13 protein-coding genes and 1 other annotated feature are annotated in these 14508 nt (G+C 46.2%); of the genes, 12 read left to right on the top strand and 1 reads right to left on the bottom strand.

Translation table 11 applies throughout. The features are described from left to right. The first annotated feature begins 94 nt into the window (after positions 1–94). The 7 genes from ACFCTO_RS03200 (at position 95) to ACFCTO_RS03170 (ending at position 7166) form a co-directional block, all read left to right on the top strand. A complete protein-coding gene (locus ACFCTO_RS03200) occupies positions 95–604 on the top strand; it encodes a BsuBI/PstI family type II restriction endonuclease (protein WP_370842991.1) in 510 nt (169 codons plus the stop codon). Positions 605–637: 33 nt separating this feature from the next. Beyond that, positions 638–2047 (top strand): sigma-54 interaction domain-containing protein, encoded by a 1410-nt coding sequence (locus ACFCTO_RS03195; RefSeq protein WP_294025108.1) that lies wholly within the window; start codon positions 638–640, stop codon positions 2045–2047. A gap of 282 nt (positions 2048–2329) precedes the next feature. Then, on the top strand, positions 2330–3688 hold the full coding sequence (locus ACFCTO_RS03190) for an acyclic terpene utilization AtuA family protein (protein WP_294025107.1): 1359 nt from the start codon (positions 2330–2332) through the stop codon (positions 3686–3688). 4 nt (positions 3689–3692) lie between these two features. Beyond that, positions 3693–4013, top strand: coding sequence for an AtuA-related protein (locus ACFCTO_RS03185; protein ID WP_230583075.1), 321 nt, complete (start codon positions 3693–3695; stop codon positions 4011–4013). 12 nt (positions 4014–4025) lie between these two features. Beyond that, positions 4026–5213 (top strand): CaiB/BaiF CoA transferase family protein, encoded by a 1188-nt coding sequence (locus tag ACFCTO_RS03180; RefSeq protein WP_292300492.1) that lies wholly within the window; start codon positions 4026–4028, stop codon positions 5211–5213. Positions 5214–5285: 72 nt separating this feature from the next. Continuing rightward, positions 5286–6581: a CitMHS family transporter gene (locus tag ACFCTO_RS03175; RefSeq protein ID WP_292300493.1), complete on the top strand. Its 1296-nt coding sequence runs from the start codon at positions 5286–5288 to the stop codon at positions 6579–6581. A 234-nt stretch (positions 6582–6815) separates the two neighbouring features. Beyond that, positions 6816–7166: a hypothetical protein gene (locus ACFCTO_RS03170; protein ID WP_298675340.1), complete on the top strand. Its 351-nt coding sequence runs from the start codon at positions 6816–6818 to the stop codon at positions 7164–7166. A gap of 179 nt (positions 7167–7345) precedes the next feature. Here the strand turns inward: ACFCTO_RS03170 and ygiD are convergent, their stop codons facing one another. Further along, complete coding sequence (gene ygiD / locus ACFCTO_RS03165; protein WP_020310616.1) at positions 7346–8119, bottom strand: 4,5-DOPA-extradiol-dioxygenase; 774 nt, start codon at positions 8117–8119, stop codon at positions 7346–7348. A 367-nt stretch (positions 8120–8486) separates the two neighbouring features. On the opposite strand from ygiD, the gene folP reads away from it, so the two are divergent. From folP to ilvN, 5 genes are all read left to right on the top strand, one after another. After that, complete coding sequence (gene folP / locus ACFCTO_RS03160; RefSeq protein ID WP_020310614.1) at positions 8487–9314, top strand: dihydropteroate synthase; 828 nt, start codon at positions 8487–8489, stop codon at positions 9312–9314. A gap of 117 nt (positions 9315–9431) precedes the next feature. Next, entirely contained in the window at positions 9432–10667 is a 1236-nt protein-coding gene (locus ACFCTO_RS03155; protein WP_481324773.1) for an ATP-binding protein, read from the top strand. A 141-nt stretch (positions 10668–10808) separates the two neighbouring features. Then, positions 10809–11050: a binding site (T-box leader), on the top strand. A gap of 91 nt (positions 11051–11141) precedes the next feature. After that, a complete protein-coding gene (gene ilvC, locus ACFCTO_RS03150; RefSeq protein ID WP_308536944.1) occupies positions 11142–12152 on the top strand; it encodes a ketol-acid reductoisomerase in 1011 nt (336 codons plus the stop codon). Between the two features lie 145 nt (positions 12153–12297). Beyond that, positions 12298–13995, top strand: coding sequence for a biosynthetic-type acetolactate synthase large subunit (gene ilvB / locus ACFCTO_RS03145; protein ID WP_499876378.1), 1698 nt, complete (start codon positions 12298–12300; stop codon positions 13993–13995). After that, the gene (ilvN, locus tag ACFCTO_RS03140) at positions 13992–14495 is read left to right on the top strand and encodes an acetolactate synthase small subunit (protein ID WP_020310610.1); all 504 of its coding nucleotides are present in this window, start codon (positions 13992–13994) and stop codon (positions 14493–14495) included. Before ilvB ends, ilvN begins: the two co-directional genes overlap by 4 nt. Positions 14496–14508: the final 13 nt, after the last annotated feature.

Below are 14508 nucleotides of genomic sequence, written 5' to 3'. Positions count from 1 at the left end.
GTTTATTGAGCGCTGGGCATTTTTTATATTATTATTATATACTTTGCAAAATTTTGTTCTATGGTAAGATTGAATTAAGAAATGAGGTTTACGGATGTCCGAAAACAGAATTAAAAAAGCTCGCGAAGAAACTGGTTTGACGCAAGAAGATATTTTTAATTTGACAGATAAGCATAATGCCTTACAAAAAGCTATCTTGGAAGAATTTGCACCGCGCTTTGCATCAGGGGCTATTTGCTTGTATGTTGGTGATACGACTAACAAGAACTTAGTGGAAAACCAGACGTTACTGAAACAATTAGGAATTGCTTTGACAGAACATGATAAGTTGCCCGATGTCATCCTGTATTGCAAGGACGTCGACTGGATTTACTTTGTTGAAGCCGTGACCTCCGTGGGTCCTATGAGTCCTAAACGCTTACAAGAATTGGAAGCTATGACTCAGCAGGTCACGAGCGGGAAAATCTATGTTACCGCTTTTCCTGATGTAACCGTCTACAAACGCTTTGTGGCGGACTTAGCTTGGGAAACCGAAGTTTGGATTGCCGATGAACCAGATCACATGATTCACCTTAACGGCAATCGGTTTATGGGACCTCGATGAGTTTATAGAAAAGTAGGTGAAAAGATGGATTGCATGGCTGAATACAACGATGTTACAGAACTTATGATGCGTGAAGCTATGGATGCTGTCCATGATGGAATCGTTATCGTTGATAAGACTTCACGGATTCTTTATGTGAATACGGCTTATACGAAGATTTTAGCAGTACCCAAAGAAAAAGTAATTTATAAACAAGTGAAAACCATTGAACCTGGAGCGCTGATTTTAAAGGTTCTAAAAACGGGAGTCCCAATTTATCATCAGCTAGTAGAAGTTCGGACTCGGGGAAAGAAAATCCGTGTGACCATTACACCCATTGTTAAACAACAAAAATTAATTGGTGCTGTATCTGTTTTTAATGATATTACGGAATTGACACGGAGCAAAGAAGAGTTAGAAAAAGCACAGCGGTTAAATCATTCTATATTTAAGGCGGCAGTTCATAGCAAACAAGATTTATCTACTGAATTTTCTGATGTCATCGGACAGAGTCCTAATTTTTTAAAATGTCTCCGCCTAGCTGAATTGGTCGCTCCGACAGATGCGACTGTTCTTATCGAAGGCGAAAGTGGAGCTGGTAAGGAAGTCCTGGTTAATGCTATTTTGAAAATCAGTGGTAAACGCTCCCGACCTTATGTAAATTTGAACTGTTCGGCTATTCCAGAATCGTTAATGGAAAGTGAACTTTTTGGTTATACTGCTGGGTCTTTTACGGGAGCCGTAAAGGGAGGAAAATTAGGGAAGTTTGAACAAGCTGATGGTGGAACTATTTTTTTAGACGAAATTGGCGAAATGCCTTTGTTTATGCAGGCGAAATTATTACGAGTACTGCAATCTGGTGAAATTCAAAAGATAGGGTCAAATACGGTTCAAAAGGTTAATGTAAGAGTTATTGCTGCGACGAATCGAGATTTAAAGCAGATGGTTCGTGAAGGTCGTTTTCGAGATGATTTATATTTTCGCTTGAATACCTTTAAAATAATGATTCCACCTTTACGTGAACGGGGAAATGATATACTTTTACTGGCTAATTTCTTTTTAAAAAAGTATGCATTGAAATATGGGAAAAAAATCACTTTATCTACAGAAGTAGAAAAATATTTTTTATCATTTCCTTGGACGGGTAATGTAAGGCAATTGCAAAGTTGTATGGAATATGCGGTTATTGTATGTAATGAATCTGTTATTCGTTTAGAACACTTACCCGAAGAATTGCAATATGTTGCGACAAGTTCAGCATATCTGCCTTCTGTCGATATGGAAAAGCGTAAGACTATAGATTCCTATTCTCTAAAATCAGGTGTTCAACTGATGGAAAAGAAGAAAATCGCCCAAGCTATGGAAGATGCTCAAGGGAATAAAACTAAAGCGATGAAGATTTTAGGAATCAGTCGAAGGACCTTTTATAAAAAATGGAAATTATATGGATTTGACAAATCATAGTGTATACTATGTAAACAAATAATACGTAATATACTGTATACTATGTAAACAGAAAGCCCAATTTAGGTATACATTTCTTGAGTATACCTAAATTGGGCTTCTTTTAAATATAACAATGATATAAAACGAAAATGGCGTAGTTATCTTAATGTGTGGATTTATTGAGCTGAATATACTACTTTTAAATAATATATGGCACGAAAATTTCATATAAATAAGTGTAACGAGTAAATGTACGGTAAAAAATACTGTATAGTCTTAAAGAAAAGAGGTAAACCTATTATGAAAACAATCAGAATCGGCGGTGGCCAAGGTTTTTGGGGCGATTTAAGTGATGCACCGATTACTATGGCAAGAGAGGATAATCTTGATTACATTTGCTGCGATTATTTGGCTGAATTGACCTTATCTATCATGAGACGTCAACAGGAAAAAAGACCCGAAGCTGGGTATGCTCGCGATTTTATTACGGCGCTTAAAGGGATGCTTCCCTATATTGCAGAAAAAGGAACTAAAGTTATTACGAATGCCGGTGGTATGAATGTTAAAGCCTGCGTCGAAAAAGCTAAAGAAGCTATTCGTGAAGGTGGATATCATTTAAAAGTTGGCTATGTCCTCGGGGATGATGTACGTGAAATTATTCCTCAGCTCCGTCAACAGGGAATTACGATGAAACACATGGATACAGGTGAAGACATTGACCGGATTTTACCTAATATGGTGAATGCCAATGTTTATTATGGGGTAGAACCTATCGTCAAATGTTTAGAAGACGGTGCCGATATTATTATTCTTGGCCGTTCAACAGATACGGCTATGTTTGAAGCTCCCCTCATTTATGAATTTGGCTGGAAATATGATGACTGGACGGCAAAAGCTACAGGCATTTTGGCTGGCCATCTTTGTGAATGTGGGGCTCAGGCAACAGGCGGGAACTATGACTATGATTGGGAACATGTTCCGAGTCCAGAAAATTTAGGCTATCCGATTGCAGAAATCAGTGAAAAAGGCAGTTTAATTTTAACAAAAACGAAAAATACTGGCGGGCTTGTTACACCTCAATCTGTAAAAGAACAGCTCCTTTATGAAATCCATGATCCATCTAAATATATTACGCCTGATGTAGTCGCTGACTTCAGTAAAATTACGGTAGAAGAAATTGAACGGGATCATGTTGCTGTTCGGGGCGTTACGGGTACACCTGCACCTGATACGTTAAAACTTTGTGTCGGGTATCTGGAAGGCTATCGGACGATTGCTTATTTACCGTATTCTTGGCCTAGAGCCTTGGATAAGGCTAAGATGGCCGCTGACATCCTTGATAAGCGTTTAGCTATGAAAAATGCGAAAATTATTCGCAAGAATATTAGCTATCTTGGTGTTAATGCCTTGCATGGGCCATTAGCTCCTGAAATCAATGCAGATCTTAATGAAGTTGTCTTGCGGTATGCTATTATGACAGAATCTAAAAAAGAAGGTCTGAAACTGACCCCTGAAGTTGCTGCGGTCAGCAATTTGAATGGACCGGCTCAGGGGTGCTTCTTTGGCGGACGTAGCCGTCCGAGCGAAGTTTTTGCATTGTGGCCGACTTTGATTCCGAGAGATGCCATTAAACTTACCACGTATGTTGAGGAGGTCTAATATCATGAAAGTACAGTTAAAAGATATTGCACATGGTCGTTGTGGAGATAAAAGTGATACGTCCAATATTTGTATTTACGCCCGTGAACCCAAATACTATAAAGCGATGGCAGAACAGTTGACACCAGAACGGGTACGCCGCCATTTTGAAGGACTTGTTTTTGGCGATGTTACACGATATGATGTTCCGCAATTAGATGGGTTTAATTTTGTTATGCATCATGCTCTTGATGGCGGTGCTACTCGATCCTTACGTTTGGATACCTTAGGAAAATGTATGGAAGCGGCGCTTTTACGTATGTATATTGAAATTGATGATGAATAGGAGATGGATGTTATGGCCAAACCGTTACAGGGCATTCGTGTCCTAGACCTCACTCGTGTTTTATCAGGACCATATTGTACGATGTTATTGGCAGATATGGGTGCTGAAGTTATTAAGATAGAATCCCCTAGAGGAGATGACAGTCGTGCCTACCCTCCTTTTGATAAGGGAATTAGTGCTTATTATGCGAATTTAAATCGTAATAAAAAAAGCATAAAACTTGATTTGCATGATGAAAAAGCAAAAGATGTGCTGCGTAAGCTAATAAAGATTTCGGATGTCTTTGTAGAAAATTTTAAACCTGGAACTATTGCGAAAATGGGATTTTCTTATGAGGAAGTTAAAAGATTGAATCCTAATATTGTCTTTGCCTCTATTTCTGGATTTGGACAAACTGGGCCTTATCGACTGCTTCCTGGATATGACGTTATTGCTCAAGCTTTAAGCGGTATGATGAGTGTTACTGGTTGGCCTGATTCGCCGCCAACTCGTACAGGTACTGCTATTGGTGATGTATTAGGTGGCTTGAACTGTTGCATTGGAATCTTGGCAGCATTGCAGGGCCGGAATACGCAGCATCACGGTGAATACGTTGATATCGGCCTTGTCGATTGTTCTGTTAGCGCAATGGAAACCATTACTGAAATTTATATGGTAGAGGGACGTATTCCTAAACGTGCTGGCAACCGTTATGAATTTATTTATCCATATGATTCTTTTGAAGCTTCGGATAAATGGATTGTCATAGGGGTTGGTAATGATGCCATCTGGAAACGTTTTTGTGAAGCTACCGAACATGATGATTGGTTTGCTGATGAACGTTTTAAGTTGAATAAAGATCGGGCAAATCAAAAAGATGAATTGAATGCGATGGTCACTGGTTGGACCAAACAGCATACGGCTAAAGATATCATTACATTGCTTCGAGCTCACGGTGTTCCTTGTGCGCCTATTCATGACGTAGCAGATGTCGTTAATGACGAGCATATTGCCAAAGCACGACAGATGATTTGTGAAATAGATCATCCTGTTGAAGGTAAGATGCGGGTTACTGGGAACCCTGTTAAAATGACTGAAGCCGACCCCTATACCTATGTGAAAGCACCGACATTAGGGAAAGATACGGGAGATGTACTGTCGAACCTCCTTCATTTAAGTCCCGACGATGTTTCGTATTTTACGAAGGCAACTACTGACTGATATTCTGGATTACCATGATTCCCGGACTCTTTCTTATAAGAGTCCGGTTGAATCAGGATAAGGAGGTTTAAGATGTTAGCAATTGTTGGACTGATTACGATTTTACTCGTCTTAGCATCGATTATGACAAAAAAATTGTCGACGATGTCAGCATTAATTGCAATTCCTATCGTTGCATGTCTTTTTTTAGGGCAAGGTAGTGACCTAGGAAAATATATGCTTGCTGGAATTAAGAATGTAGCTCCGACTGGAGCCATGTTCATTTTTGCAGTTTTATTTTTTACTATTCTAGGCGATGCAGGCGTATTTGAAAAAATTGTTAATAAAATTGTAGGCATTGTGGGTTCAAATCCTGTTAAAGTTTGTATCGGAACCTATGTCATTACTATGTTTGCACATTTAGATGGTTCAGGGGCTGCCACTTTTTTGATTGTTATACCGGCGTTGCTCCCTATTTATGAGAAACTAAAAATGGATCGCCGGATTTTAGCCACTATTGTTGCTTTAGGTGCTGGGACAATGAATATGTTGCCTTGGGGCGGGCCGACTTTACGAGCTGCAACGTCATTGGATATACCTGTTATGGATTTGTTTAATCCTATGATTGTACCGCAGATTGCAGGGATGGCATGTGGGATTGCAATTGCAGCCTTTTTTGGAATGAAGGAAAAACGCCGATTAGGAACTGAATTAGCCAGCATCAGTGTAGCGCCAGCTGTATTATCAGAAGAGGAGCAAGTGTTACGCAGACCAAAACTTTTTTGGTTCAATCTCATTCTAATCATTGTGACTGTTGCACTTATGGTTGAAGGCACCTTGCCTCCTGTAGGTTGTTTTATGGCTGCCTTGGTCGTCATGCTTATTGTTAATTACCCTGATGTAAAATTACAAGGAAAATTGATTGATGCTCATGCGAAAGAAGCATTAATGATGGCCAGTGTCTTATTTGCAGCAGGGATTTTTACAGGAATCATGAAAGGTTCAGGGATGATTAGTGCGATGGCAAATGGCTTGGTAGAAATCATGCCAGAATCTTTAGCTCCCCATTTTGCTGTTATTATTGGGGTCATTTCAATGCCGGCTAGTCTTTTGTTTGACCCAGATAGTTTTTATTTTGCTGTTTTGCCAGTTTTGGCACAAGCCGCAGATGCCGTTGGCTTGGCTGGAGTAGACTTAGGCCGGGCGGCTATTGCTGGGGAAATGACCTTAGGGTTCCCTATTTCCCCACTTACACCGGCAACATTCTTATTGATTGGGCTCACAGGAATTGATTTAGGCGAACATCAAAAACATACCTTTTTGTGGGCATGGCTTGTATCGCTGGTCATTCTCTTTACGGCAATTATTGTCGGGACCATTCCTTTATAAGCGTACTAAAAATGATAAATATTGAGAACCATAAAAAGTCCAACATGGTAGTTTTTATATCATGTTGGATTTTTTTATAAAATAGAACCTTATTAAGGGAACGTTACTTCTGAGTACAGACGATGATGAAGATAAAAAATATATTTTTTTAACGGAAAATATTATAATATATGTACAATGTAATAATTTTTATATATAATTATAATAAATAACAAATGAGAAAGAAGGTTGACTATGGTGAATCTGAAGAGAGGGATAGTTGCAGGATTTACTTTTTTGTGCTTGACTTTGGGAGCTGGGAGTGTATTTGCTGAAGACGTTTGGGCTTATACGTATCACGACGGGACGCAGGCCTATGTTGACACGGATTCGATGTATCGTTTAATTGGCGGAAAAATCCATGTGAAAGTTAAAAAGGTTAAGTGGGACCGGGTTATTTCAATAGAAGAATTCCTGTTCAATCATGATGAAGGCTCCTGGTGGTACGGCTATCGGTTTGACAATGGCCCTTACAAAGGTGGCGGAAATGTAACTAACAGTGAATCGGTATGGAATATTTTCAATGTCGTTCAGCAATATTTATGATTCAGAATGGATTTGCAAAGGCTTCTGCCATCATGCGCCGCCCCGTTTACTTTATAGTTTGTAGCACAGAGTTTGTAGTTTGCAGAGAAAACCTTTAAATTTAAAACTATCCGCTAACCCCGAACCACTAGCCACTAACAACTCAAAAAGGGCCTGTCGTATGACGACAAGCCCTTTTTTCACGCCCAGACGAATCCGGTCATAGCCATGGATCCCAAGGTGCAGGTATTATTGAATGGTGTAGCTTTATCCGTTCCGGCGGCGCCCAGGCAATAGAGCAGGGGCAGATAGTGTTCCGGTGTCGGCACGGCGTAGGCTGCGTGTTCGTGGTTTTCGTAGTGGATGATGTTGTCGATGTTGCCGGCGATGACATTATCGACGATATCCTGGTTGAAGTGTTTGGCGGCTTCGGAGCCGCCGCGCTTGTTCCATTCGACGCGGCGCAGGTTGTGGACGATGTTGCCACTGGCCCAGATGAGGTAGCCTTTTTCGCGGAGCGGGGCGAGTTTCTGGCCGAGTTCAAAGCATTGGTCCGGTGTAAACGTGCTGTTTACAGAAAGCTGGACGACTGGGATGGGCGCGTTGGGGAACATGTGGACCATAACACTCCATGTTCCGTGATCGATACCCCATGAATCGTCGATAGAAACGTCATTGCCCAAAAGTTGGCAGACGTCCTGGGTCAGTTCCGAACAGCCCTTGGCTGGGTATTGGAGCTGATAAAGCTCTTCTGGGAAGCCGTACATGTCGTAGATTTGACGCGGCTTGTCGGCACTCTGGATATACGTGCCTGGGACATACCAATGGGCCGAGATGGCCAGGATGGCTTTCGGTCTGTCCTCACTGGTTAGAACGTCTGCGCCGACGCGCTGCATTTCGCGCGTCAAGTCGTTTTCATCGATAGCCAGCATCGGACTGCCATGACCGGTGAAGATAACAGGCGTTTTTTTCATTATGATGAATCCCCCTTTGCATAGAAACCATAAAGATAAAACCATCTTTAGTATATCATGAAGTTACTTTACGTCAACAAACTGCCATTTTTCACATATTTAATAATCCTGAGGGCGTTGCAAAAATTTACAAATGTGGGAGGGATACATTTCTCTATAATTCTGACTAGTATAGTAGTACGCATTGTAGAAAATAGGAATTCTAACTAGTATAGTAGTTGGATTTTTCGTTTACTTGTGAGGATACGCTTCTTTTGCTATAATGAACGGGTAACGTACAGGTTACGGACTTGATTTTTTAGAGATAACGACTGTGCGTCCTTTTGGGCGCCTTCGTTATCTCTTTTTTTTGTTGGGAGGAATTATTGTGGAAGTTCGTCATTATCATTGGAAAGATGGAAAATCCCTGACTGTCGGGGAACGGACGCTGGTCATGGGCGTCCTCAATTATACGCCTGATTCTTTTTCTGACGGCGGGAAATGGAATAATGCCGATGTAGCCTTGAAGCACATGGAAGAAATGGTAGCCGAAGGGGCGGATATTATCGACATCGGCGCCGAATCGTCACGGCCGGGTTTTACGCCGATTTCGGCAGCCGAAGAGATTTCCCGGCTGGAAACGATTTTGCCGCGCCTTGTCAAAGCCTGCCCGGTCCCCATTTCTGTCGATACGTACAAGGCGGAAACGGCAGACTATGCCATGCGTACGGGCGCCCATATCATGAATGATATCTGGGGCCTCCAGTATGCGCCGGAACCGGGACAGATGGCCGCTGTAGCCGCAAAATACGGCGTCCCTGTCGTCGTCATGCATAACCAGGACGGTACGGAATACGGCGACATCATCGAGGATATGAAGCGCTTCTTCATCCGCTCGGCCATCATTGCTGACCAGGCCGGCATGAGCCAGGACCAGATCATCACCGACCCGGGCATCGGTTTTGGCAAGACCTTTGACCAGAATGTCTACGTCATGAAGCACTTGCGGGATCTGACAGGCCTGCCGTATCCCATGCTCCTGGGGACGAGCCGCAAGGGCTTTATCGGCAAGATCCTCGACCTGCCGGTTACGGAACGGATGGAAGGGACCGGGACGACCTGTGTCGCTGGCGTCCTGGCCGGCTGCGCGATTGTCCGCGTCCATGACGTCAAACCCATCGTCCGCATGTGCCAGATGGCCGATGCTCTGCGTTAGATAAATTAGTCAGGTAAAACCTTTTACTGTATAAATATGACGGAACTTCCTTGACTGCCGTGGCCTGGCGGCGGTATAATGGCTCAAATGTATATAAGCTGATAGGGAGGTTTCTACATGGAAAATAAAAGTCTGCGCGGTCTCGTCGTATGCCGCAATTTTTTACAGGATCCCGTCATCAAGGCCCTGCTGGCTGTCCAGGAACAGGGGGATAATCCCTTTGGCAAGCATGAAGCGGCAGCGGTCCTCTTGGAACGGGCGGAACAGCTGGGCCTGAGCGGCAATATCCTGCGCCAATATTTCCTCTATCTCTTGGGGGAAGGCGATACGGTCGCTGCCGAAGCCATTGAACGGTCGGGCAAGGCCGGCACGGGCATGACCAAGGCCCTGCTCTTGGATATGACCCTGCTCTGGCCGTATCTGCAAAAGGCCGCTTCCGACTTCCTCGGCGTCGATTTCCTCGACAACTACGAACCGGCTGTCCCGAAAGTCTACGGCTATGTCCAGACCTTGGAAACGGCTCTCATGGCGGCGTCGACACCAGAAGAAGCGACGAAAGTCTTACTGCATCATTATGCAGTATACGGCCGGGGCAAACTGGCACAGTTCATGGCCTTCCGCATCGGTGAAGCCGGGGACCTCGTAGGCATCGAGAATTTCCCCCATCTCGCCTGGGATGACCTCATCGGCTATGCGGCCCAGAAAGAAAAGCTCCTGGCCAATACGACGGCTTTCCTGGCTGACCGGGCGGCCAATAACGTCCTCCTGACGGGTTCCCGCGGGACGGGCAAGTCGACGGCTGTCAAAGCCCTGGTCTGCCGCTATCATGAACAGGGCCTGCGCCTCATCCAGGTCCAGCGCGGCCAGCTCCATAATTTGCAGCAGCTCATGGAACGGCTCGGCGACATTGGCAGCAAGAAGTTCATCCTCTTCCTGGACGACCTCTCTTTTGACGAAAATGAAAAAGAGTATAAATACCTCAAGTCGGCCATCGACGGCGGCGTTACGCCGCAACCGAAAAACGTGCTTATTTATGCAACATCGAACCGCCGCCACCTCTTGAAGGAAACCTGGCGCGACCGCAACGACGAACTGGATGAAGTCTACCGCGACGACAGTACGAACGAGTCGATTTCCCTGTCGGACCGCTTTGGCCTCATCCTCCATTACTCGGCGCCGACGCAGGATGAATACTTGCAGATCATCGCTCATGAACTGAAAAAAGCTGGCATTACCCTGGACCCGGAAGAGCTTCGTGTCGAAGGCGTCCGCTGGGAAATGGAACATTCCGGCCGCAATGGCCGCATTGCTCAGCAGTTTGTGAAGTGGTATCTGGGCAATTGCAAGGCTTAAGAATCTTAGGCAAGTAAACGTTTAACCAAACTTTTTTCGGAAAAATTCCAAAAAAGCATTGACAAACGGCACAGCATTTTGTAGAATGTGTTCAAGCTTTTCAAACGGGCCACAACGATAAAGGTTCGCAAAAGCATATAGTGAAATCTGATGACGGGAAAGAGTAGTTCGTCCGGACATTCCCAGAGAACCGGCGGCTGGTGCGAGCCGGTAATGAATGGCGATTGAAAATCATCCCCGAAGAGAAGTGCTGAAGCAAGATTAAGCACTGACGATTTTTCCACGTTATAGGAAACGCGTATGTTGGTACGTTGTAGAGAGCCTGGCTGCAGTAATGCGCCGGGAATCAGGGTGGTATCGCGGAATAGTACTCCGTCCCTCAGTGAGGGGCGGAGTTTTTTTGTTGGCCTCTTTCGACGAATCTCTAAATCCCAACGAGAATAAATTATTTTATACTCAAGGAGAGATGTTATTATGGCAAAAGTATTTTATGATCAGGACGTAAATTGGGATGTTATGAAAGGCAAAAAAGTTGCCGTCATCGGTTATGGCAGCCAGGGTCATGCTCATGCATTGAACCTCAAGGACAGCGGCGTCGACGTCGTCGTCGGCTTGTATAAAGGCAGCAAATCGGTTGAAAAAGCCAAAGAAGCCGGCCTCGAAGTCAAGACCGTTGCCGAAGCTGTTAAAGATGCTGACGTCACGATGGTCCTCATTCCGGACGAAAAACAGGCTGACGTATATGCAACGGAAATCGCTCCGAACTTGAAATCCGGCAGTGCTCTCGCTTTTGCACACGGCTTCAACGTTCACTTCAAACAGATCGTCCCGCCGGCTGATGTCGACGTCTTCATGGTCGCTCCGAAAGGCCCGGGCCATCTCGTACGCCGTACATTCGTAGAAGGCGGCGGCGTCCCCGACGTCTTCGCAGTCGAACAGGATGCTTCCGGTAAATGCTTCGACCTCGCTTTGGCTTATGCCCGCGGCATCGGCGGTACCCGTGCCGGCGTCATCCAGACGACCTTCCAGGAAGAAACGGAAACGGACCTCTTCGGTGAACAGGCAGTCCTCTGCGGCGGCATCTGCCAGCTCATCACCAACGGTTTTGAAACCCTTTGCGAAGCTGGTTATCAGCCGGAAATCGCTTATTTTGAAACCTTCCATGAAATGAAGTTGATCGTCGACCTTATGTACGAAGGCGGCATGGCTAAGATGCGCAAATCCATCAGCGACACGGCTGAATACGGCGATTACACGGCTGGCCCGCGTGTCGTAACCCAGGAATCGAAGAAAGCCATGAAAGAAGTCCTCAACGACATCCAGTCCGGTGCTTTCGCCAAAGATTGGCTCCTCGAAAACAAAGCCGGCGGCCGCGCTCACTTCCTGGCTATGCGCCGTCAGCATGCGGAACATCCGCTCGAACAGGTCGGTGAAAAACTCCGTGCCATGATGCCGTGGCTCCACAACAACGACCAGAACGATTAAGACATAGTTTGAAGTTGGATGTTTGGAGTTTGAAGTTGGAAATAACCTTTAACATCAAACTTCAGACATCAAACCCAAGAAGCGGGTTGATTGAAGAATAGCTTCTTTGTAAGTATGAGTCATGTTTTATGATGAGGTGAATGAGATGAAAATGACCGGAGCACAAGCAGTGATCGAATGCTTGAAACGTGAACAGGTACAAGTCGTCTTCGGCTATCCCGGCGGGGCTGTCCTGACGTTATATGATGAATTATATAAAGCCAAATTTCCCCATATCCTGACAGGCCACGAACAGGGAGCTGTCCACGCCGCTGACGGTTATGCCCGCGCTACGGGTCGGCCCGGTGTCTGCTTTGCTACGTCCGGTCCTGGCGTCTGCAACATGGTTACAGGCATTGCCACGGCCAACATGGATTCCATCCCCCTCGTCGTCATCAGCGGCCAGGTAGCGACGCCCCTTATTGGGCGCGATTCCTTCCAGGAAGCTGATATCTCCGGTATTACCACACCGATTACGAAACACAACTATTTAGTGAAGAACGTCAAGGAATTGCCCCGGGTCTTGAAAGAAGCCTTTTACATCGCAACCACAGGCCGGCCCGGGCCGGTCCTTGTCGATATTGCCAAGGATGTATTCGATACACCTTTTGAATTTGAATATCCCGAAGAAGTCCATCTGCGCGGCTACCAGGGCCATCACGTCGGCAATGAAGCCGATGTCGACCGCGCCGTCGAAGCCATTGAAAAGGCAAAGCGCCCGGTCATCCTTACCGGTGGCGGCGTCGTCCTTTCCAACATGTCGGACCGCTTGAAACATATCGTCCAGCAGATGCATGTCCCTGTCGTCACGACCCTCATGGGCAAGGGCTGCGTCCCCGATACGTATGACGCTCACCTGGGCATGGTCGGCATGCATGGCTCGTACGCTGCCAATATGGCCGTTACGAAATGCGACCTCCTGGTCGCCATCGGCGCCCGATTCGATGACCGCGTCACTGGCGACGTCGAAAATTTCGCGCCGAACGCGCAGATCGTCCACTTCGATATCGATAAAGTAGAAATCAATAAAATCGTCCACGCCGACATCAGCGTCAACGGCGACCTCCGCTGGTCCCTGCCGCTCCTCGACGAAAAGCTGGCAGCTCATAAAACGCATCTGGCGGACCGCTATAGCGAATGGCGGACTTTCGTCCTCGATATGAAGGCCGCTCATCCCTTTGCCACGCGGGACCTTCCCGATGCCGTTTCGCCGCAGAAGCTCTTTGAAGAAGTCCAGAAGTGGACCGACGACGACACCATCGTCGTCACCGACGTCGGTCAGCATCAGATGTGGGCGGCTCAGTTCTTCAACTTGAACAAGCCCCGCCGGTTCGTCACTTCCGGCGGCCTGGGTACTATGGGCTATGGCCTGCCGGCAGCCCTGGGTGCTAAATTAGGCTGTCCTAAGTCGAAAGTCGTCTTGTTCACTGGCGACGGCAGTATCATGATGAACTGCCAGGAATTCGCCACCCTTCATAAATATGGCGTTGATGTCAAGACCATCGTCCTCCACAACAACGTCCTGGGCATGGTCAATCAGTGGCAGCGCATGTTCTACAATGGCCACTGTGCCGAATCGCTGATTGGGGATAACCCCGATTTGACGGCTGTATCCGCGTCCATGGGCGTTCCCGGGAAGGCTGTCCACAAGCCGGAAGACCTGGCTAAAGCCGTTGAAAATCTGTTCAAGACGGAAGGGCCGGCACTGCTCGACGTCTTCATCCCGGCTGATGAAAATGTCTATCCCATGGTTCCTGGCGGCAAACGCCTGGACCAGATGGTATTGGGAGGTGAAGGGAAATGATGAGACAACATCTTGCTATTCTCTGCGACAATAAACCGGGCGTCCTGACGCACGTCGCCGGCCTGATCAGCCGCAGAGCCATTAATATTGAATGTATCAACGCCGGCTATACGGAAGAAGCTGACGTAACGCGTATCAACATCGTCGTTTCCGTCGAAAACCGCTGGGAACTCGACCAGGCCGTCAACCAGCTGGCCAAGCTCATCGACGTCATCAAAGTCGTCAACCTCGACGATGCGCCGTTCATCAGTTATGAACTGGCTATGATCAAAGTCCAGAGCCCGACGCCGCAGACCCGCGAAGAACTGACCAATATCGCCCAGCTCTTCAACGCCAAGATCGTCGACGTCCAGCGCCGTTCCCTGGTCCTGCGCCTGACAGGCCGGGAAGACCATATCGAGGCTCTCTTAGAAATGCTGAAAGATTATGATATTATTGAAATCGCCCGGACCGGGCAGATTTCCCTGTCCCGCGGCGAAATGGCCGTCAAGGATATGTAGAGAAAGGATGAAT

It is taken from the genome of Megasphaera indica, assembly GCF_046614755.1.
Taxonomy (GTDB): domain Bacteria; phylum Bacillota; class Negativicutes; order Veillonellales; family Megasphaeraceae; genus Megasphaera; species Megasphaera intestinihominis.
The sequence above is the reverse complement of the archived record's forward strand: the minus strand, read 5'-3'. Positions and strand labels throughout refer to the sequence as shown.